Below are 17,529 nucleotides of genomic sequence, written 5' to 3'. Positions count from 1 at the left end.
GTTTGAAAAAACTGAGTACGCCCTTAAAGAGGCCCGCGAACAGATCGACCAACTCGACCTGTTCCGCAAAAATCTGCAGAGCTTCGTACGCCTTTAAGAGTTTCTCTCGCCAATCGTGCCCATGAAAACCGCGAACTTGAGTAGCTCTATGTATACGCCAAGCATTTGCATCCTATATTGCGAGTAGATCGCCTGCATGAAAACGAGGTGGGGTCGGCGAACTGCAACCAAGCCACTACCGCCTAAGCAAACGTGCCAAGCACACGCTGCGCCTGAGTGAGGAAATTATCGATGCACTGAACGATATCTTCGGTGCCGAGGTGAGCGATGGTGACCAACTGCCGTTCCTCACCGGAATTGCCCAACGTATCGGTCGCCAGGAATTTCGATGAGGAATGAGCCGCAGCCTTTCTGAGAAGGAGAGTATAACCGCATAAATATTGTGGCTTTGAATGATGTCATATTAGAATCAATCTGCATGCCCTATTAGACCCTCGGTTGAGGGTGGGGAACAGCTAGGACAGCGCCCATGTAGATACGCGTAAAGTCAAGGAGACCGCAATGGCAGACGCCAGAAGCATCAAAGATCAGTATTTTGTTTACCACCTGACTTCCATTGAAAACCTGGATGGGATTTTCGCAGCAGGCTTGAAGCCACGGGCCAGCCTCGCTAATTTCACTGACGTTGCAGACAGGGAGATTCTCAAGAAGCGCAAGGGCCTCAACCTTGACAGCTATGTTCCCTTTCATTGGTTTGCTGGCAACCCCTTTGATGGCCGCGTGCAACTTGACCATCCGCAATCAAGGTTCGTGCTGATATCTGTTTTCAGAACATTTGCCAAGGAAAAGGGGTGGAAGATCATCCCGCAGCATCCACTTGCGGATGAGGCAATTCAGCTCCTCGATTACAGCGCTGGTTTCCAAGCCATCAATTGGGAGCTCATGAATACCCGCGAATATCAAAACCACGAGTGCAAAAACGTTTGTATGGCTGAATGCCTGTCCCCACACGTGGTTTCACCCGAAAACTTTTCCAGGATTTACGTCCCAAACGATGAGGTCAAACAGCTTTGTGAGGCTAAAATGCGTCCAGCCAATCTAGCGACGCCCATCAGTGTGAACCCCGGAATGTTCCTATAAATGATCTACAACAGACTGAATCCAGAGAAAGCTCTGATTTGGCGTATCGTCCATCGGGACAACCTGCCTTGGATTCTGGATAACGGTCTGCACTGTGCAAACTCGAACGTTCAGTCACCGCAGTACGTAAACATCGGCAACCCTGACCTGATCGACAAGCGCCGAACCCGACAAGTCCCGATAGCGCCTGGAGGGGTATTGGCCGACTACGTGCCCTTCTATTTCACCCCCTTCTCTGTGATGATGAAAAATATCCACTCGGGGCGGAGTGTTCAGCAGCGCAGCAATGACGAGATCGTGATTTTGGTCTCCAGTCTGTACCTCGTTGAGCAGATGGGCTTTCCGTTTGTCTACACGACCGCGCATGCCTACCCGGATTGGACAGACTACTACAGTGATCTGACGAATCTCGACCAGATCGATTGGTCTATCATTCAACGACGCGATTTCAAGCGCGAACCTGACGACCCTCGGAAGATGGAGCGGTATCAGGCCGAAGCGCTGATCCACAATCACCTACCGATTACAGGACTCCTTGGCATCATGTGCTACACCGATGCAATGAAAATACGCATAGAGCAGGACGTGGCCGTAAGGGGCCTGGCGTTGCCTGTTCATGCGCGTCCGGGATGGTATTTCCAATGATCCGCTTTACCCAAGGCAACCTTCTAGAAGCCAAAACCGAAGCCCTCGTCAACACGGTGAATACCGTGGGCGTGATGGGTAAAGGTATCGCGCTGATGTTCAAGGAGCGCTTCGCCGAGAATTATCGCCTGTACTCGGCTGCCTGCAAGGCGCACGAAGTGGAGACAGGCAAGGTTCACGTGACGGCGGTCAACGAGCTGGAGGGTCCGCGTTGGATCGTGAACTTCCCGACCAAACGGCACTGGCGATCACCGTCGCAGATGGCGTGGATAACCGAAGGCTTACACGATCTGCGTCGTTTCCTGATTGAAAACGATGTGAAGTCCGTCGCGGTTCCACCGCTGGGCGCTGGCAACGGTGGCTTGAAGTGGCCGGAGGTTCGCGAGCAGATTGTTGAGATCATGAGTGATCTTGATGTCGATATACTGGTGTTCGAGCCTTCCAACCAGTATCTGAACGTCGCTAAGCGTAGCGGTGTGGAGAAGCTCACGCCTGCTCGTGCGCTGATTGCCGAACTGGTTCGTCGCTACTGGGTTCTGGGTATGGAATGCAGCTTGCTTGAGATTCAGAAACTGGCCTGGTTCCTTGAGCGCGCTATCGAAAAGCTGCCCAATACCGAAAACCCTTTAAATCTTCAGTTTGTAGCTCATAAGTACGGGCCGTATGCCAACCGGTTGGAGCATCTGCTCAATAACCTGGATGGCAGCTACCTGCATTGTGACAAGCGCATCAGTGATGCGGGTATCAGTGATGTGATCTGGTTTGACGAAGGGCGCAAAGCATTCTTGCAGACCTACCTTCAAACAGAAGCCAAGGAGTACGCCCAGGCCTTGGAGCGCACCGCCGAGCTGATCGATGGTTTTGAGTCGCCTTTCGGCATGGAATTGTTGGCTACGGTTGATTGGCTGCTGAGCCAGGATGGGATTTCCCCGACTGTTCCTGCCGTGCGCGAGGCGTTGAAGCACTGGGATGGCGGAGCGGGTGCTGCGGCTCGTAAAAGCAAGCTGTTCGATGATCAGGCGCTTGGGATTGCGCTCAAACGGCTTACTTCCAGTAGTTTCAGACCAGAGATAGCGACCTGTTAGGGGTAACGTCCATCTCAGCCGGGTAATTTGTGCAGCAGGCTGTTGCACAATCTCAATGCTCCTCGCTTCGAGACCCTCGGTAAATTGTGCAAGTGCCTCTTGCACAATTTGAGTACATCGCTTAAGTCGCGCATCTCCCAGAACATCCTACAGCAATACTTCCTACATCCAAATACCGCTTCAACTCCGGACAAAACGTATCCCCTCTTGGGAACCATCCTACAACTTTCTGTTTTAGGACCTTGCTACCATTCGCCCAGAGCATTCCGACCTCATTAAAATATGCACCCCGTCGAAATACTACAGCCAAACCTTTTAGAGTTTACTCATGACGAAACCTGCCGAAGAATCGACACCCATAACCCAAGTACCCCCCATGCTAGCCGCCCCTCGGTTCTACATCGTTTCGAAAAACAAATTCATCGTTATGTTTTTATTAACCCTTGGCTACTATTACACCTACTGGCTGTACAAAAACTGGAAAACATACAGGATCACCACCAATGCAAGAGTGCTGCCTTTGATACGCACCATCATGGGCGTGCTATTTATTTATTCATTACACATGAAAATAGATCGACAATTACATATTTCTCACACGCACTACAAATGGCACCCGCGCCTACTTGCATTTGCACTTATAGTTTCCGAGTTCGTGGGGATTTATGCCGCATTCTGGCCGAGCGCACCAGGAGCTCATCCAGCCATTCCAGCAGCAACATTGTTTTTTAACCTGTTTTGCCTACTTCGAGTTCAGTCAGCCATTAACCATCTGGAAAATGATCCGCTAGGTCAGCAAAACTCCAAAATAACTGCTGCCAACTGTTTCTGGATTTCACTGACTGGTGTTGGACTGGCCCTGCTGATCTACATGGCAGTGATGGTGGAGTTATAAACCACCATGAAAAAAAAGGTCTTGCCGAGCAAGACCTTTTTTCATACCTGGGGTGAGCGCGGCCCCTGGTTACCTCACTTCAACAATATCCAAAGCCCGATTCGCCAGCAGCTCACTCACCTCAATCACCTGCAAAATCCCCAACGCAAAATGCCGTCGTGATCCCTCAAGACCAAACGCCAAATCACTGATCATGGCATTGGCCGAAGCCAGGTTTTCACTGAGATTAGCCAGCAGACATTCCGAATCAACATCCGGTGCGATACAGAAGATGGTGCCGGGCTTGTCAGGCGTTTCGTCCTTCGGCGTAGGCTTCAGGTAGTAGTAATCCAACGCCCGGTTGGCAGCGTCATCAAGCTTATTGTTACGAGCAGACTGAGCGCGAGATACATGCTCATCTGCGGTCGGAGGGTTCGGTGTAATTTTTGCCATCGACTTAGGTTCCTGTAAGTGATGCCGCAGCCACCTCGCGACTAAACGAGAGGGCGGCAGCTGTGCGCAGGTTAGTCGACCGGTGAACCTAAGAATCCCGGCGCGCCCGGGGGCGCCCTGCGCACAGCCACCATCAATACAGGAACAGCACAGCCTGTCCGACGGGACTTGGTACGCCTTAGGTTGAGACGGGCGACTAAACCCGATCACTGATGTTCAGTGATAGGACTCAAACTACCGACGCCCTCCAAGGTGCACAAGCCGGCGGATTTTGGCGTAGTTGTAGGCAATAGCGCAAGGCGATGTAGGTCGGGGCTAGCCTCGTGGAATCACGATAAACAGCTGGTCAGGATGTGGCTGATGAGCCGTTATCGCGAGCTGGCTCGCTCTCACAGTGGGCGCGCGGATGCCTGCTATGGCGGTGAATCTGTTGGTTTGATGTGCCTGATCCGGCTCGGTCTACGCAATAGGGCAAACAAAACTCCTGGCGCCCCCGGCTGCAACGCCCATCAAGTTTACCGGTCTTTGATCGATGGCTTGGAGTCGAACCAACGCCATGCCTTCACGTCGGTACACTGAGCTGCCCTCTGAATCAGCGTGAACGACATACCCTCCGTGTTTTACACCCACGCGTTTTTTTTCGAGCTCGATGCTGGCCGAGACCAGGACATGAAAATCCAGTACGTTGTTCTTATGCAGGATCGTTGCGCCCACAAAGTGTTCTGCACATATTTCCAAAGCGATTTGCAGCCCATGAACAGCAGGGGTTTCTCGATAACCGCCTGGCATGAATATCTTGTCGAACCATAACTCCGCCCCATATAACTCTTCCAGTCCTTCGTTTCCTATGTTGGGGTAGCGTTTATGCTGATAAAAAACGTTTCCTTGCCAAATGATGAAACCGGTATTCCTGACGATTCCATGTGCGGCTCTCGGGCCTCTTGATCCCATATCGGTGATGACCGCTTTCGTAGACCTTGCGTAATCGCCATAAACCCCCTTGTTCAAGCGATCCCTCTGCGGTATTTCGTCCACCACCGCGTCCATTTCCGCACCATATTTAGCCTTGTTGATGTCCCTGGCCTGCCCCAAGGATTTCAACTCCCCCGTCTCCCTTTTCAACATCCTGGAATCGGGTCGCACCATTGATTTGGACCACAGTGTCGTACCTGGGACCACTATCAGGGTCGGGTTTCTATTTGAGACATCCACCCATGCAGCCCGGATGATTTCCTTTTCTTCTTCCGAAAGAAACGAAACAGGTTTTTCCTTGGAAAAGAAGTATTCGGGGGCGACAGCCAGACAGTAATCCAATTGATGCTGAACGACATTAGCGGCGAATATTGTTGTCGCCATGTGCTCCAGGGCTTTAATCCTGTTGTGTATGTGGACAAGGCTATCCCTGACCGGGATTCGTAATCTGCGCGTATCGAAGTCCCAGATCACCACTAGCACGTTTGGCATCCTTTCCTCCCCCTGGCCGCTGAGCGGTGCCGCAAGCCGGATGGCCGCATGGTGCGTTAAGGCACTTGGCGCATGTCCAGGAAAATTCAGCTTAGGTGAGCCAACGCATTCAAACAAACCACCTTGACTGGATGACTTCTCATGCACCACCAAAATCTGGCGACTCATTGCTTCCTAGATGCCTACCCGCACGCATTCTCGAGAAATACCCGCCAGCAAACCTTCAACCTATCGTAATCTCGCACCTGTAAAAGCCCAGCCCCGCAACCGGCGAGACCTCATCCCGATGCCCTCTATCTACCAACTCAAGCCCGCCTTCCAGAACCTTCTGCGCCCCACCGTCCAACGGCTCTACGACAAGGGCGTCACGGCGAACCAGGTCACGCTGCTGGCCGGAGTGATTTCCGTGCTGGTGGGGGTGGTGGTCGCCTGGTTTGCCAGCCATCCGTGGGTGTTTGCGCTGGTCCCCGCGTGGATGTTCCTGCGCATGGCCCTGAACGCCGTGGATGGCATGCTGGCGCGGGAGTTCGGCCAGCAATCGCATCTGGGCGCCTACCTCAATGAGCTATGCGATATCATCGCCGACGCTGCCCTGATCCTGCCTTTCGCCCTGCTTCCCGATGCCAGCCTGCTGTTGGTGCTGGGGGTCACGCTGCTGGCGCTGTTCAGTGAATACGCCGGTGTGCTGGGGGCGATGGTCGGGGCTTCGCGGCGCTATGACGGGCCCATGGGCAAAAGTGACCGGGCCTTTGTGCTTGGCGTGCTGGCGACCGGCATAGCGTTGGGCTGGCTCGGCGCCGCGTGGGTCAACGGTGTGATGGCGGTGGTTGCCGCCCTGCTGGTTTATACCTTGGTCAATCGGGTCCGTCGTGGCCTGGACCAAGTGAAGCAAAACGCTCCCTCAGCATAAAGGAACTTGCAATGCGCGAAGCTCAAGACCGGACATTCATCACCCATGACGGCGTGGAGTTGTTCTACCGGCACTGGCCGGCCGTGGCCGCGGACCCGGGTGAACCCCGCAAGGCCGTGCTGTTGTTTCACCGGGGTCATGAGCACTCCGGGCGCATCGCGCACCTGGTGGATGAACTGGATCTGCCCGGCTTCGAATTTTTCGCCTGGGACGCACGGGGCCACGGCCAGTCGCCCGGCGCACGGGGCGACAGCCCGAGTTTCGCCACCAGCGCGCGGGATGTGCAGACCTTCTGCGACCATATTGGCGCAACGCACCAGATCGACGAACAGAACATCGCCGTGGTGGCGCAAAGCGTCGGTGCGGTGATCGCCTCCACCTGGGTCCACGACTACGCGCCGCGCATTCGCTCGCTGGTGCTGGCCTCGCCGGCGTTCAAGGTGAAGCTCTACGTGCCGTTCGCCCGTCCGGGGCTGGCGCTGATGCGCAAGTTTCGCGGCAACTTCTTCGTCAACAGCTACGTCAAGGCCAAGTTCCTCAGCCATGATCCAGAGCGGGTGGCGTCCTACGACAACGACCCGCTGATCACCAAGGCGATTTCGGTGAACGTGCTGCTGGGCCTGTACGAAGCCGCCGATCGCGTGGTGGCCGACGCCCAGGCGATCCAGGTGCCGACGCAGCTGTTGATCTCCGGCTCCGACTTCGTCGTGCATCGCAAACCCCAGGAGCAGTTCTTCGAACGGCTGGGCAGCGTGCACAAGGAAAAACACATCCTGCCGGGGTTCTTCCACGACACCCTGGGCGAGAAGCACCGCGCGCCGGCCGTCGCCAGCGCCCGCCGCTTCATCCTGCAGAATTTTGCCCGCCCGCTGGACCGCCCTTCCTTGCTGGATGCGGACCGCCTCGGCGCGACCTGCGCCGAGTCCGAAGCCCTGGCAACACCCCTGCCCCACAATTCGCCGCGCGACCTGTACTGGCGCATGACCCGCGCCAGCATGCGCTTTGGCAGCAAACTGTCGGCCGGGGTGAAGCTGGGGTTCGACACCGGGTTCGATTCCGGCAGCACGCTGGACTACGTCTACCGCAACCGCCCCACCGGCACCTCGCCGATCGGCAGGATGATCGACCAGAACTACCTGAACTCCATCGGCTGGCGCGGCATCCGTCAGCGCAAGTTGCACGTCGAAGAGCTGTTGCGCCTGGCGATGGGCAAGTTGCGCGATGAAAATCGCGAGGTGCGCATCGTCGACATCGCGGCCGGTCATGGCCGCTACATTCTCGAGGCATTGCAAGGCATCAGCCCGCTGCCGGAATCGATCCTGCTGCGTGACTACAGCGACATCAACGTGCGCGACGGCAGCGCGCTGATCGTCGAAAAAGGCCTGGGCGAGATCGCGCGCTTCGTCAAGGGCGACGCCTTCGACCGCCAGGACCTCGCGGCCCTGGACCCCAAGCCGACCCTCGCCGTGGTGTCCGGCCTGTACGAGTTGTTTGCCGACAACCAGATGGTCGGCGGTTCTCTCGCCGGCCTGGCCGAAGCCGTGGAGCCCGGCGGTTTCCTGGTCTACACCGGCCAGCCGTGGCACCCGCAACTGGAGCTGATCGCCCGCGCCCTCACCAGCCACCGCGCTGGCCAGGCCTGGGTGATGCGTCGACGCAGCCAGGCCGAGATGGACCAACTGGTGGAAGCGGCGGGTTTCCGCAAGATCACCCTGCGGGTCGATGAGTGGGGCATCTTCAGCGTTTCGCTGGCGCAGCGCGTGCAGTGATGAGCGCTGTCATCGCCCCGCCTCGCGAGCCCGGCCTGCTGAAACCGGCGGTGTGCTGGCTACTGCTGCTCGCCCCGCTGTTCTTCAGCACCTACGGCTTCGCCACCTGGGTCACCTCCCAGCGTGACGACGTCGGCAGCCTGGTGTTCGGCTGGGAAAGCCACATGCCATTTTGGGCCTGGACCATCGTGCCTTACTGGTCGATCGACCTGCTCTACGGCCTGTCGCTGTTGCTGCCCACCAGCCGCGCGGAACTCAAGCGCCACGCGTTGCGCCTGCTCACGGCGCAGGCAATCGCCGTCAGTTGCTTCCTGATCTGGCCGTTGCGCTTCACCTTCCCTCGGCCGGAAATGGACGGCGTGTTCGGTTGGCTGTTCGACGTGCTGGCCGGCTTCGACAAACCGTTCAACCAGGCGCCGTCGCTGCACATCGCCTTGCTGGTGATTCTCTGGGTCTGCTACCAGCGGCACTTGCAGGGTGCCTGGCGTTGGCTGATGCACGTCTGGTTCGCGCTGATCGGGGTGTCGGTGTTGACCACTTACCAGCATCACTTCGTCGATGTGCCGACGGGCGCGCTGGCCGGCTGGCTGTGTGTCTGGCTGTGGCCATTGGACCGGCCGAGCCCGCTGCAAAGCGCTCGCCTGACCACCGACCGCAGCCGCTTGCAACTGGCCCTGCGTTACGGCGTGGGCGCGGCGGCGTTGTGCGTCCCGGCGTTCGCCTGGGGCGGCGCGTGGCTGTGGTTGATCTGGCCGGCGGTGGCGGTGCTGCTGGTGGCGCTGAATTATCTGTTGTTGGGCGCCGATGGTTTTCAGAAGCGCGCCGATGGCCGGTTGAGCCCGGCGGTGCGCTGGTTGCTGGCGCCCTACCTGGCGGCGGCCTGGGTCAATTCCCGTTGGTGGACACGTCAGCATCCGCAACCGGATCACGTGACCGATAACGTCTGGCTGGGGCGCGTCCCGACGCCGCTGGAGTTGCAGGACAGCGCGTTTGCCGGGGTGCTCGATCTCAGCGCCGAATTGTCCATGGACAGCCACGCCATCGCCTATCGCTCGCTGCCGGTGCTCGACCTCACGGCGCCCACCACCGAACAATGCCTGGAAGCCGCGCAGGCCATCGACAGCCTGCGTCAACACGGGCCGGTGCTGGTCTGCTGCGCCTTGGGCTATTCGCGCAGCGCCACGGCCGTGATCGCCTGGTTGCTGCACAGCGGCCGGGCGGCGAACGTGGACGCCGCGATCGTGCAGATCCAGCGCGTTCGCCCACGCATCGTCCTGCATCAGGCTCACCGCCAGGCACTGGAACCGCTACGCCAAGGCGCGCGCCATGAGTGACCTGCAGCTGCACACCGTGGCGAGCCTGCTGCGCCGGGGCCATTGCCTGGATCAGTTCTCCACCGGCCTGACCCTGTTGGCCGCGCTGCTGGGGCTGGGGCAATGGCTGCTGGGCAACGTCAATCCGTGGCTGCTGCTGTTCAGCGGCGTGCTGTTCAGCCTCGGCGTGCTGCAAAAATACTGGGCGCTGCGGGTGGCGTTCGATGCCGATCTGTTCCAGCGCATGGCCGACGATCAGCAACCGTTGGCCGAACGCACCCAGGCGCTGGACCAGGCCCTCAATACGCTCGGCCTGCAACCGGCCGAACGCGCCGGCCGCCCCTGGACCGAACGCAGCCTCGGCGCCCTGCGGCTGCTGCGCAGGCAGTCGCTGCTGCTGGCGGCACAAGTTGTCTGGACGCTGGGCTTCATCCTGGCCAGCCCTTGGTTAGCTTTTTCAGGATAAGGAATCCTCATGTTCGAACCCGTGGTTGCCAATCTCATCACCTCCGCCGCCCGCATGGTCACCGGCGCCCGCAGCCTGTGGCTCGGCAGTTCGCCGCGACCGGTACAGCGGATCTACTTCGCCAACCACAGCAGCCACGGCGACTTCGTGCTGCTCTGGGCCTCGCTGCCGCCAGCGCTGCGCAAGCTGACCCGGCCCGTGGCGGGCTCCGACTACTGGCAGAAGAGCCCCTTGCGTCGCTACATCATCAACCGGGTGTTCAACGGTGTGCTGGTGGACCGCGAACGCAAGGACCCTTCCTACAATCCCTTGCAACCGATGCTCGAAGCCCTGGAGAACGGCGACTCGCTGATCATCTTCCCCGAGGGCACGCGCAACCCGGAGGAAGGCTTGCTGCCCTTCAAGAGCGGGATCTACCACCTGATGAAAAGCCACCCCGAGGTCGAGGTGATCCCGGTGTGGATCGCCAACCTCAATCGCGTCATGCCCAAGGGCCGGATGCTGCCGCTGCCGCTGTTGTGCACCACCAGTTTCGGTGCGCCGCTGAGCATCGAAGAGGGTGAAAGCAAAGAGCAATTTCTTGAACGCAGCCGTGCCGCCCTGCTGGCACTGGCCCCGGAGCACGTCTGACATGGATCGATATACCGTGATGTTGTTCAGCGGGATTGGCGCCATCCTGGTGCTGGCTTCGCTGATCGGTTTCATTCTCAAGCTCAAGACCCGCGGCACGCCGAACTCGGTCATCGACAACCTCAACGCGCGGATCAACGCCTGGTGGATCATGGTGCTGGTGATCGGCGTCGCGTTCTGGCTCGGCAATGCGGCGGTGATCCTGTTGTTCTATGCCGTGTCGTTCTACGCCCTGCGCGAATTCCTCACCCTGACGCCGACCCGGCGCAGTGACTACCCGGCGCTGGTGGCCGCGTTCTACCTGGCGCTGCCGCTGCAATACCTGTTGATCTACTACGACTGGTACGGGCTGTTTTCGATCTTCATCCCGGTCTACGTGTTCCTGCTGCTGCCGATTCTGGCGTCCCTGGGTGGCGACAGCACGCACTTTCTGGAGCGCGCTTCCAAGGTGCAGTGGGGGTTGATGATCGCGGTGTTCTGCATCTCGTTCGTGCCGGCGCTGCTGACCCTGGACATCGCCGGTTTCGAAGGCCGCAACCTGTTGCTGATCGCGTACCTGGTGATCGTGGTGCAACTGTCGGACGTGCTGCAGTACGTGTGCGGCAAGCTGTTCGGCAAGCACAAGATCGCCCCCAACCTGTCCCCGTCGAAAACCGTCGAGGGCTTTGCCGGCGGGATCTTCCTGGCTTCGCTGATCGGTGGCGCGCTGTGGTGGATCACCCCGTTCAATCCCTGGCAGTCGTTCCTGATCGCGTTGCTGATCAACCTGCTGGGTTTTGCCGGCGGCATCGTCATGTCGGCGATCAAGCGCGACCGCGGCGTCAAGGACTGGGGCCACATGATCGAAGGCCACGGCGGCATGCTCGACCGGTTGGACTCGGTGTGTTTTGCCGCGCCAATCTTCTTTCACCTGGTGCGGTACTGGTGGACTTGAGCAATCTGTGAGGGCGGGCTTGCTCGCGAAGGCGGCAGTACAGTCAACATTGATGTTGCTTGTCACATCGTCTTCGCGAGCGAGCCCGCTCCCACAAAAGCTCCGTTGCACTTCACGCTGCGGCAATCAATCCAGAATCAGGTGCGGCAAGAACCGGCTTGAATCCTTGGTGATCAGGCTGTTGTCTTCGCGCACGCCAATGCCGGCCGCCTGGTCGCCGATGACCCAGGAGCCGATCAGCGTGTAGCTGTCGCCAAAGCGCGGCAGGGGCGCGAGCTGCTGGAGGATGAACGGTGCGTCGGTGTAGGGACCGTCTTCCTTGACCACCAGGCCATCGGCCGTCTGCAGTTCAATGTTGGCGCCTTCCCGGGAAAAGAACGGCTTGCGCACCCAGCCCTTGGGCACAGGGGTGCCGGGGTTGGGGTCCAGGTGGGCCTCGAGCAGGTTCGGGTGGCCTTTGTTGAACTCCCACAGCAGCGGCAGGATGCCCTTGTTGGAAATGATCGATTTCCAGGCCGGTTCGAAAAACTGCGTGTCACTCTCGGCGATCGCCGCGCCGAAGGGCTCGTGGAAGATGAACTCCCAGGCGTGCAGCTTGAACAGATGGGGAATCCAACGCTCCTGCAAGTCGACGAAACGGCCTTCATTGTTCAGGCCGATGTCCTCGATGTCGATGTGCCGCGACTCGATGCCGACAGCCTCCGCGATGAGGCGCAAGTAATCGGTGGTGCCCTTGTCCTCGACCGAATCCTTCATCGAGGCAAAGTAGAACGGCTGGGTGAGCTGCAATTGGGCAAACGCCTGGTGCAGCTTGGTGTCGATGCTGTTGAACTGGTCGACATGCTGGGGCAGCAGGCCGCGCTCGATGCATTGCTCCAGCCAGCCCCACTGGAACGCCGCCGCCTCGTAGAGGCTGGTCGGCGTGTCGTAGTTGAGCTCCAGCAGCTTGGCGGGGCCGTTGCCGTTGTAGGAGAAATCCATGCGCCCATACAAGTGCGGATGGCCTTCGAGCCATGACGTGCGGACCATGTCGAAAAACGCCGGGGGAATGCTCAGGCGCTCCAGCATTTGCTCGCTCTGCACCACGCGGGCGACAAGGTCCATGCACATGTCATGGAGCTCGGTGGTGGGGTCTTCGAGATCGTCCTCGATCTGCTTGAGCGTGAACTGGTAGTACGCGCTTTCGTCCCAGTAGGGTTCGCCGTCGATGGTGTGAAACAGGAAGCCGAGGCGCTCGGCCGTCTGCTTCCAGTCATGCCGCTCGGCGCAATGGATCTTCTTCATGGCCTTCGCTCCTCAGCCGCCGGAGCTCGAACCGCCCCACCCGCTGCGGGCGCTGGCCTTGCTGCCGAAGCCGCCACGGGAGGTGGAGGACGCCACGGAAATCGGCTTGCTGGTGCGAATCGAATCGGTGTAGCCGCCGTAGCGCGCCTGGTTGGACTTGGTGAAGGTCGAGCCTCTGGAAACCCGCTGGGACAGGGTCGAGGACCCGTAGTCACCGCGATCATCGCGATAGCGGTAAACCGGCTCGGAGTAATAGCTGTTGCGGTTGCTGCTCAGCATGTTGCCGATCAACAGCCCGGTCAGCAGGTTGCTGAAGCCCGAGCCGCCCGTGTTCGCTTCCGAGGCCGGCAGTTGGGCCCTGGCCGCGTCTACCTGGGATTGGGTGACCTCGCCATCGGCGCTCAGCTCGAAACCGCCCAGCTTGGGGATGAACTTGCCGTTCGAGTCCAGCTGGCACCAGTCGGCGACGAAGTCGGCATCGCAATCGGCGCGGTTGTCGTACACCGGCGCAATGCGGCGATGCTCGGCCATGGCGTTCATGAAGGCGTCGGAACAGACATCCACCGGCAGCTTTTCATCGACACACTGTTGCACGGACTGGAAGTTGTATTTTTTCTGCAACTGGTAGGTTTTTTCCGTCGGCCCGCAACCGGATATCGCCATGGCGACCGATGCGGCCAGCGAAAGCTGAACGTACTTGCTTCGTTTCATCGCAGGCTCCTGGCGCAATCAGTTCGTGGAAGGCGTCATGCACGCGGCGTTCAACAGGCCGACGCTGATGGCCACCGCGGCGATGTAAATACCAGCGGCGATTTCGCCCTGCTTGATGCGCGCTGAAGCGCCCTTGAGCACCAGGCTGGTCACCAGGAAGGCCAGCAACTGGACGAACGCGGCTATCACTGCCCAGACGATGAAATCGAGCAGGCTGACCGAGTAGGCAATCACGTTGCTGGCCGGGATGGCGAAGCCGATGAGCGCGCCACCCAGGGCAATGGCGGCGGCCACGTTACCCGAGCGGATCAGTTCGAATTCCTTGTGCGGCGTGACGTGGATGTAGATGAACTGGAACAGCGCGAACAACACGGCGGCGCCGAGGATGTACAGAACGAAGCCGAACACGGCGGCTTTGTTCAGGGAAATGGAGAGTGCTTCAAACATGGACGTCTTCCTTATTCAAATGGTGTGCAGGTCTGTGGTGTACAGCGAAATGCCCAGCGAAGTACTCAGGCTGATCGTCCCTTCGGCGTCTTCCTCGACGGAGAACAACAGGAACTCGCGACGATCCGTCAGGCCGGTGTCGCGGGCGTACAGCATCGAACGGTGCTCGACGGTGTAGGACTCATCCGGGTTGCTCACGCGTTCGCTCAATGCCACCAGTTCGGTCTGACCGTCCTCGGTGCCCCATTCGCGGGTGTATTCGACGCCGTCATGGGTGTAGGTCGGCAGGCCGATCAAGCTCTGGGGGCCGGCCAGGCGACGCAACTCGGCTTCGCTGTTAACCGTGACGTAGCTTATGTAGTTGAACAGGATCACCGATTCGACCTGCCCATCCACCGCGCCACTGGTGTGCACTTGCAGCCAGTAGTCTTCGTCGTTCATGTAGAAACGCGCCAGCCAGTTCGACTGGCCCAGGTCGACGACACCCATACTCCAGATTTCCTGGGCGCCTGGGATGATCACGGCGCTGTTGCCGTCGAGCAGCAACTTCAGCGTGTTGTCGAACCCCACGCCCTTGCCGTAGGCCAGGCCCAGCGGCCCGTTGGCAGGCAGGGCCGCGCTGGTGGTGGTGTTCGCATTCGGGGCTTCGAGCCCCATCAACTGTTTAAACCATCCCATTGGAGATGTCCTTGAGACGTGTGGAAGCAATGTAGAAGAGTTCGCCACCCTCGACGCGCGTGGCGCCGGGCGGGTTGATCGACGGGTGCTGGGCACCGATGGCGCGGTAACCGATCAGCGTAGCGTTATGTTGCTCTTTCATCCGCGTGTACAGCTCGCCGAACGTGGTTTCGAAACGCTCGGGCAGTTTCATCAGGTACTGGGTGGCGCCCTGGCCCACGCACAGCAACTCGTTGATGATCACGGACGAGCCTGGGTCCTGGGAGGCGCGCACCAGCATTTCAATCGCCATGCTCGACGTGCATTCCAGGCTGGGTGCGTAGGCGCTGGCGAGGGCGGCGGTTTCACTGTCGTTGAAGTGGGCGACCACATGCCCGGCCGGGCCGAGCTGGTTGACCGCCAGTACCGTGGCAAGGGTCAGGTCGTCGGAGTGGGTGCGGACCAGGACGCGCTCGGCACCGGGCACGCCAGCGCGCCGCAACAGCGCGACGGAAGACAGGCTATCGCCCTTGATGAAGGACGCCTGGCCGGGCATGGGGTTTTCTTCGAGGTCGCAGTCGCAAATGACGATCAGGTTGTCGTTGGACGTTTCGTCTTGCAGCAGTAACTCAATGACCCGCTCGCTGGAGCCCCCTTCCCAGCCGACGAGAACGGTGTGTCCGACGGTGCCGGTGAAATCGCCCTTGCCCTTCATGCCTTTTCTCCATACATCGATGACGCTGCTGGTGGTCTTGCCGATGGCCGCCGTGAGCAGCGCGATGCCGCCGAGCATGACCCAGGTCGCAACGAAAATCCGCCCCGCCGCGGTCTGTGGCGACAGGTCGCCGTAGCCGACGGTAAGCGTGGTGGTGAGATAGAAATAGATAAACGTGGCGGCGGCGATCAGGTGTTGCTCGCCCAGCAGCACCAGGCCGATCCAGGCCGTGGCCAGGTGCACGCCCACAGCCATGACCAGGCCGGCCCAGCCGAAGCGCTGGAAGAACGACGATGCGTAGGCACGCAATAGAAGGAAAATCGACATCGTGTCCCTGACTCCGTGGGGCTTGGTTCCTGGCGACGTCATCGCGCTGACCGCGGGGGCTCAGACGCGGTTACCGGGCAGCATTAAACCTGCTGCGAAGCTTGGATAAAAGTACCTGCGTCACAATTACATCCAGGAGCGCCGAACACGATTGCAGCGAGGGAGCTGGCTCCCACTGGGGCGCGAAGCGGCCCCAGAGAATGGGACTGCTGCGCAGTCCAGCGGGAGCAAGCTCCCTCGCCACAGGTTTTGTGCTCGGCCTGCCTTGGTTGTTCAGCCCGAACAGATTACTCCGCCGATTTTTTCTTCAGGCGTTCCAGGATCGCATTGGCGCTGCCTTCGTTCGGCGTGATGCCGGCTTCGCGCAACTTGCGCTCCAGGTCGGTGCCGGTGGAGGCATCGGCCAGTTCGTCCTGGGCTTGCAACTCAGCCGCACGCTGCTGCTGCTTGGCTTGCAGGCGATTCAACGTGCCGACGGCGGTTTCCAGCTTGCCGTTGGCACCGCCGCTGGCGATGGAGGCACTGACCTGGGCCTTCTGCACGCTTTCCCGGGCCTTGGCCATGTCCACTTGCTGGCGCAGGCTCTTGATCCGGCTTTCGGCCTTGGTGATGTCCTTGCGCATGTTCTCGGCATAGCCACCGAATTCGGCCGCCTGCTTCTGCTCGACGTCCAGTTCGTTGGTCAGGGTCGAAATGGCCTCGGCCACTTCCAGCGCCAGGTCTTCACGGTTGGCCTGGATCGCGGCCAGGGCCTTGGACTCCAGGTCCTTGATCTTGGCGTTGTATTCGCCGACACGGTCGGTCGCCAGTTTGTGCTTGGCCATGATGGTGACCAGCTCGCGCCGGGCGTTGGCCAGTGCGGTGTCGGCGTCGCGGATTTCCTGGTCGAGGATGCGCAGGGCCTGTTGATCGACGATCGCTTCGCCGACTTCGCTGGCACCGCCACGCAGCGCGGTGAACAATTTGCTCCAGATGGACTGAGTCATTGGATAGGTTCCTGTCGGCGAATTAGATGAAGAAGCGTTCGAAGGCTTCGCTGGCACGCTGGACGTTGTCGACCAGGGTCTTGACCTCGGTGACGACGTTGGTCAGGTTGGACCCTGCACTCAGCGCACCGAACATGTTGTAGACGACTTGCCCGTTGGGCATGGTCTCGATGCCGATCGAGGACAGCGGGAACATTTCCCGGCTGCGCAGGACCGCGTCGTTGAAGGCCGTTACGTCGTTGATCGACTCGATGTCCACCAGGACGGTATCGACGATGATCTGGTCGCCCACCACCGCGATGTAGATGGGCAGGCCCCCGAAGTCGTTCATCTCCAGCTTGATGCTGGACTCGGAGCCTTGGACGAGGGAGAGGGTGATTTCATTGGCAACCACTTCATCCAGTGCCTGCAAGGCGCTGTAGAGGCGATCGATGTTCCAGTTGTTACCTGCGCTCATGTAATCCTCCGTCATGATTGAGCCCGCCAGAATCGGCTGGCGTAGCTGTTTCTCCATCTGCTTGAGCAGGCTCCGGTTTTCCGGAAGCACCCAAGTTTCATGTTTCACATACCCGGCGGCACTCAGGCCCGCGCGCATCTGCTTCATGTAGAAGCTCGACGGTTTTTTCGCGGCAGGCTTGGAGCGCTCTGCGTCGAGGCTCGCCGAATCTGCTGGAGAGCTGTTTGGCATGGTGCTGACCCCACTGTGAAAAACTCACGCG

At 59.5% G+C, this 17,529-nt stretch carries 19 protein-coding genes and 1 pseudogene; 11 read left to right on the top strand and 9 right to left on the bottom strand.

Annotation, left to right across the window (positions count from 1 at the left end; translation table 11 throughout):
• Positions 1 to 4 precede the first annotated feature (4 nt).
• From AD664_RS27770 to AD664_RS02395, 5 genes and pseudogenes are all read left to right on the top strand, one after another.
• Positions 5 to 383, top strand: a pseudogene (locus tag AD664_RS27770) (type I restriction endonuclease subunit R); the annotation flags it as partial.
• 178 nt (positions 384 to 561) lie between these two features.
• The gene (locus AD664_RS02410; RefSeq protein WP_053144135.1) at positions 562 to 1,140 is read left to right on the top strand and encodes a DarT ssDNA thymidine ADP-ribosyltransferase family protein; all 579 of its coding nucleotides are present in this window, start codon (positions 562 to 564) and stop codon (positions 1,138 to 1,140) included.
• Complete coding sequence (locus AD664_RS02405; RefSeq protein WP_053144133.1) at positions 1,141 to 1,785, top strand: DUF4433 domain-containing protein; 645 nt, start codon at positions 1,141 to 1,143, stop codon at positions 1,783 to 1,785. It abuts the gene before it with no gap.
• The gene (locus tag AD664_RS02400; RefSeq protein WP_053144131.1) at positions 1,782 to 2,870 is read left to right on the top strand and encodes a macro domain-containing protein; all 1,089 of its coding nucleotides are present in this window, start codon (positions 1,782 to 1,784) and stop codon (positions 2,868 to 2,870) included. The genes AD664_RS02405 and AD664_RS02400 overlap by 4 nt, the downstream gene beginning before the upstream one ends.
• Before the next feature lie 328 nt (positions 2,871 to 3,198).
• Positions 3,199 to 3,765: a hypothetical protein gene (locus AD664_RS02395; RefSeq protein ID WP_053144129.1), complete on the top strand. Its 567-nt coding sequence runs from the start codon at positions 3,199 to 3,201 to the stop codon at positions 3,763 to 3,765.
• 69 nt (positions 3,766 to 3,834) lie between these two features.
• On the opposite strand, the gene AD664_RS02390 is transcribed toward AD664_RS02395, so the two are convergent.
• Positions 3,835 to 4,197, bottom strand: coding sequence for a DUF6124 family protein (locus AD664_RS02390; RefSeq protein ID WP_053144126.1), 363 nt, complete (start codon positions 4,195 to 4,197; stop codon positions 3,835 to 3,837).
• Positions 4,198 to 4,656: 459 nt separating this feature from the next.
• Positions 4,657 to 5,829 carry a hypothetical protein gene (locus tag AD664_RS02385; protein ID WP_172679687.1) on the bottom strand — a complete coding sequence of 391 codons (1,173 nt, stop codon included), beginning with the start codon at positions 5,827 to 5,829 and terminating at the stop codon, positions 4,657 to 4,659.
• 118 nt (positions 5,830 to 5,947) lie between these two features.
• Here AD664_RS02385 and AD664_RS02380 point away from each other — a divergent pair, with 118 nt between their 5' ends.
• Genes AD664_RS02380 through AD664_RS02355 form a run of 6 tightly spaced genes read left to right on the top strand, consistent with a single transcriptional unit; the run spans position 5,948 to position 11,683 of the window.
• Positions 5,948 to 6,571 (top strand): CDP-alcohol phosphatidyltransferase family protein, encoded by a 624-nt coding sequence (locus AD664_RS02380; RefSeq protein ID WP_053144124.1) that lies wholly within the window; start codon positions 5,948 to 5,950, stop codon positions 6,569 to 6,571.
• A gap of 11 nt (positions 6,572 to 6,582) precedes the next feature.
• The gene (locus AD664_RS02375; protein ID WP_053144123.1) at positions 6,583 to 8,340 is read left to right on the top strand and encodes a bifunctional alpha/beta hydrolase/class I SAM-dependent methyltransferase; all 1,758 of its coding nucleotides are present in this window, start codon (positions 6,583 to 6,585) and stop codon (positions 8,338 to 8,340) included.
• Entirely contained in the window at positions 8,340 to 9,674 is a 1,335-nt protein-coding gene (locus tag AD664_RS02370) for a phosphatase PAP2/dual specificity phosphatase family protein (protein WP_053144121.1), read from the top strand. The genes AD664_RS02375 and AD664_RS02370 overlap by 1 nt, the downstream gene beginning before the upstream one ends.
• On the top strand, positions 9,667 to 10,119 hold the full coding sequence (locus tag AD664_RS02365; protein WP_047736360.1) for a hypothetical protein: 453 nt from the start codon (positions 9,667 to 9,669) through the stop codon (positions 10,117 to 10,119). The genes AD664_RS02370 and AD664_RS02365 overlap by 8 nt, the downstream gene beginning before the upstream one ends.
• A 9-nt stretch (positions 10,120 to 10,128) precedes the next feature.
• The gene (locus AD664_RS02360; RefSeq protein WP_042730584.1) at positions 10,129 to 10,749 is read left to right on the top strand and encodes a 1-acyl-sn-glycerol-3-phosphate acyltransferase; all 621 of its coding nucleotides are present in this window, start codon (positions 10,129 to 10,131) and stop codon (positions 10,747 to 10,749) included.
• Between the two features lies 1 nt (position 10,750).
• The gene (locus AD664_RS02355) at positions 10,751 to 11,683 is read left to right on the top strand and encodes a phosphatidate cytidylyltransferase (protein ID WP_042730583.1); all 933 of its coding nucleotides are present in this window, start codon (positions 10,751 to 10,753) and stop codon (positions 11,681 to 11,683) included.
• A gap of 126 nt (positions 11,684 to 11,809) precedes the next feature.
• Here the strand turns inward: AD664_RS02355 and AD664_RS02350 are convergent, their stop codons facing one another.
• From AD664_RS02350 to AD664_RS02320, 7 genes are all read right to left on the bottom strand, one after another.
• Positions 11,810 to 12,967, bottom strand: coding sequence for a glutathionylspermidine synthase family protein (locus tag AD664_RS02350; RefSeq protein WP_053144119.1), 1,158 nt, complete (start codon positions 12,965 to 12,967; stop codon positions 11,810 to 11,812).
• 12 nt (positions 12,968 to 12,979) lie between these two features.
• Positions 12,980 to 13,678 (bottom strand): DUF1190 domain-containing protein, encoded by a 699-nt coding sequence (locus AD664_RS02345; protein ID WP_042730581.1) that lies wholly within the window; start codon positions 13,676 to 13,678, stop codon positions 12,980 to 12,982.
• A gap of 18 nt (positions 13,679 to 13,696) precedes the next feature.
• The gene (locus tag AD664_RS02340) at positions 13,697 to 14,125 is read right to left on the bottom strand and encodes a DUF350 domain-containing protein (protein ID WP_042730580.1); all 429 of its coding nucleotides are present in this window, start codon (positions 14,123 to 14,125) and stop codon (positions 13,697 to 13,699) included.
• Positions 14,126 to 14,140: 15 nt separating this feature from the next.
• Positions 14,141 to 14,803 (bottom strand): DUF2491 family protein, encoded by a 663-nt coding sequence (locus AD664_RS02335; protein WP_053144116.1) that lies wholly within the window; start codon positions 14,801 to 14,803, stop codon positions 14,141 to 14,143.
• Positions 14,790 to 15,824, bottom strand: coding sequence for an ion channel (locus AD664_RS02330; protein ID WP_053144114.1), 1,035 nt, complete (start codon positions 15,822 to 15,824; stop codon positions 14,790 to 14,792). The genes AD664_RS02335 and AD664_RS02330 overlap by 14 nt, the downstream gene beginning before the upstream one ends.
• A gap of 287 nt (positions 15,825 to 16,111) precedes the next feature.
• Positions 16,112 to 16,810, bottom strand: coding sequence for a PspA/IM30 family protein (locus AD664_RS02325; protein ID WP_042732433.1), 699 nt, complete (start codon positions 16,808 to 16,810; stop codon positions 16,112 to 16,114).
• A gap of 22 nt (positions 16,811 to 16,832) precedes the next feature.
• Positions 16,833 to 17,414, bottom strand: coding sequence for a YjfI family protein (locus AD664_RS02320; RefSeq protein WP_123579635.1), 582 nt, complete (start codon positions 17,412 to 17,414; stop codon positions 16,833 to 16,835).
• Positions 17,415 to 17,529: the final 115 nt, after the last annotated feature.

Origin of the sequence: Pseudomonas sp. P97.38, assembly GCF_001269745.1 — a bacterium.
Lineage (GTDB): Bacteria > Pseudomonadota > Gammaproteobacteria > Pseudomonadales > Pseudomonadaceae > Aquipseudomonas > Aquipseudomonas chlororaphis_E.
The sequence above is the reverse complement of the archived record's forward strand: the minus strand, read 5'-3'. Positions and strand labels throughout refer to the sequence as shown.

What these genes read in the sequence shown, in the direction of transcription:
- AD664_RS02325 (WP_042732433.1), bottom strand. Translation starts at nt 16,810, where the DNA reads ATGACTCAGTCCATCTGGAGCAAATTGTTCACCGCGCTGCGTGGCGGT.
- AD664_RS02340 (WP_042730580.1), bottom strand. Translation starts at nt 14,125, where the DNA reads ATGTTTGAAGCACTCTCCATTTCCCTGAACAAAGCCGCCGTGTTCGGC.
- AD664_RS02400 (WP_053144131.1), top strand. Translation starts at nt 1,782, where the DNA reads ATGATCCGCTTTACCCAAGGCAACCTTCTAGAAGCCAAAACCGAAGCC.
- AD664_RS02365 (WP_047736360.1), top strand. Translation starts at nt 9,667, where the DNA reads ATGAGTGACCTGCAGCTGCACACCGTGGCGAGCCTGCTGCGCCGGGGC.
- AD664_RS02370 (WP_053144121.1), top strand. Translation starts at nt 8,340, where the DNA reads ATGAGCGCTGTCATCGCCCCGCCTCGCGAGCCCGGCCTGCTGAAACCG.
- AD664_RS02350 (WP_053144119.1), bottom strand. Translation starts at nt 12,967, where the DNA reads ATGAAGAAGATCCATTGCGCCGAGCGGCATGACTGGAAGCAGACGGCC.
- AD664_RS02320 (WP_123579635.1), bottom strand. Translation starts at nt 17,414, where the DNA reads ATGAAGCAGATGCGCGCGGGCCTGAGTGCCGCCGGGTATGTGAAACAT.
- AD664_RS02335 (WP_053144116.1), bottom strand. Translation starts at nt 14,803, where the DNA reads ATGGGATGGTTTAAACAGTTGATGGGGCTCGAAGCCCCGAATGCGAAC.
- AD664_RS02355 (WP_042730583.1), top strand. Translation starts at nt 10,751, where the DNA reads ATGGATCGATATACCGTGATGTTGTTCAGCGGGATTGGCGCCATCCTG.
- AD664_RS02410 (WP_053144135.1), top strand. Translation starts at nt 562, where the DNA reads ATGGCAGACGCCAGAAGCATCAAAGATCAGTATTTTGTTTACCACCTG.
- AD664_RS02395 (WP_053144129.1), top strand. Translation starts at nt 3,199, where the DNA reads ATGACGAAACCTGCCGAAGAATCGACACCCATAACCCAAGTACCCCCC.
- AD664_RS02385 (WP_172679687.1), bottom strand. Translation starts at nt 5,829, where the DNA reads ATGAGTCGCCAGATTTTGGTGGTGCATGAGAAGTCATCCAGTCAAGGT.
- AD664_RS02375 (WP_053144123.1), top strand. Translation starts at nt 6,583, where the DNA reads ATGCGCGAAGCTCAAGACCGGACATTCATCACCCATGACGGCGTGGAG.
- AD664_RS02380 (WP_053144124.1), top strand. Translation starts at nt 5,948, where the DNA reads ATGCCCTCTATCTACCAACTCAAGCCCGCCTTCCAGAACCTTCTGCGC.
- AD664_RS02390 (WP_053144126.1), bottom strand. Translation starts at nt 4,197, where the DNA reads ATGGCAAAAATTACACCGAACCCTCCGACCGCAGATGAGCATGTATCT.
- AD664_RS02405 (WP_053144133.1), top strand. Translation starts at nt 1,141, where the DNA reads ATGATCTACAACAGACTGAATCCAGAGAAAGCTCTGATTTGGCGTATC.
- AD664_RS02330 (WP_053144114.1), bottom strand. Translation starts at nt 15,824, where the DNA reads ATGTCGATTTTCCTTCTATTGCGTGCCTACGCATCGTCGTTCTTCCAG.
- AD664_RS02345 (WP_042730581.1), bottom strand. Translation starts at nt 13,678, where the DNA reads ATGAAACGAAGCAAGTACGTTCAGCTTTCGCTGGCCGCATCGGTCGCC.
- AD664_RS02360 (WP_042730584.1), top strand. Translation starts at nt 10,129, where the DNA reads ATGTTCGAACCCGTGGTTGCCAATCTCATCACCTCCGCCGCCCGCATG.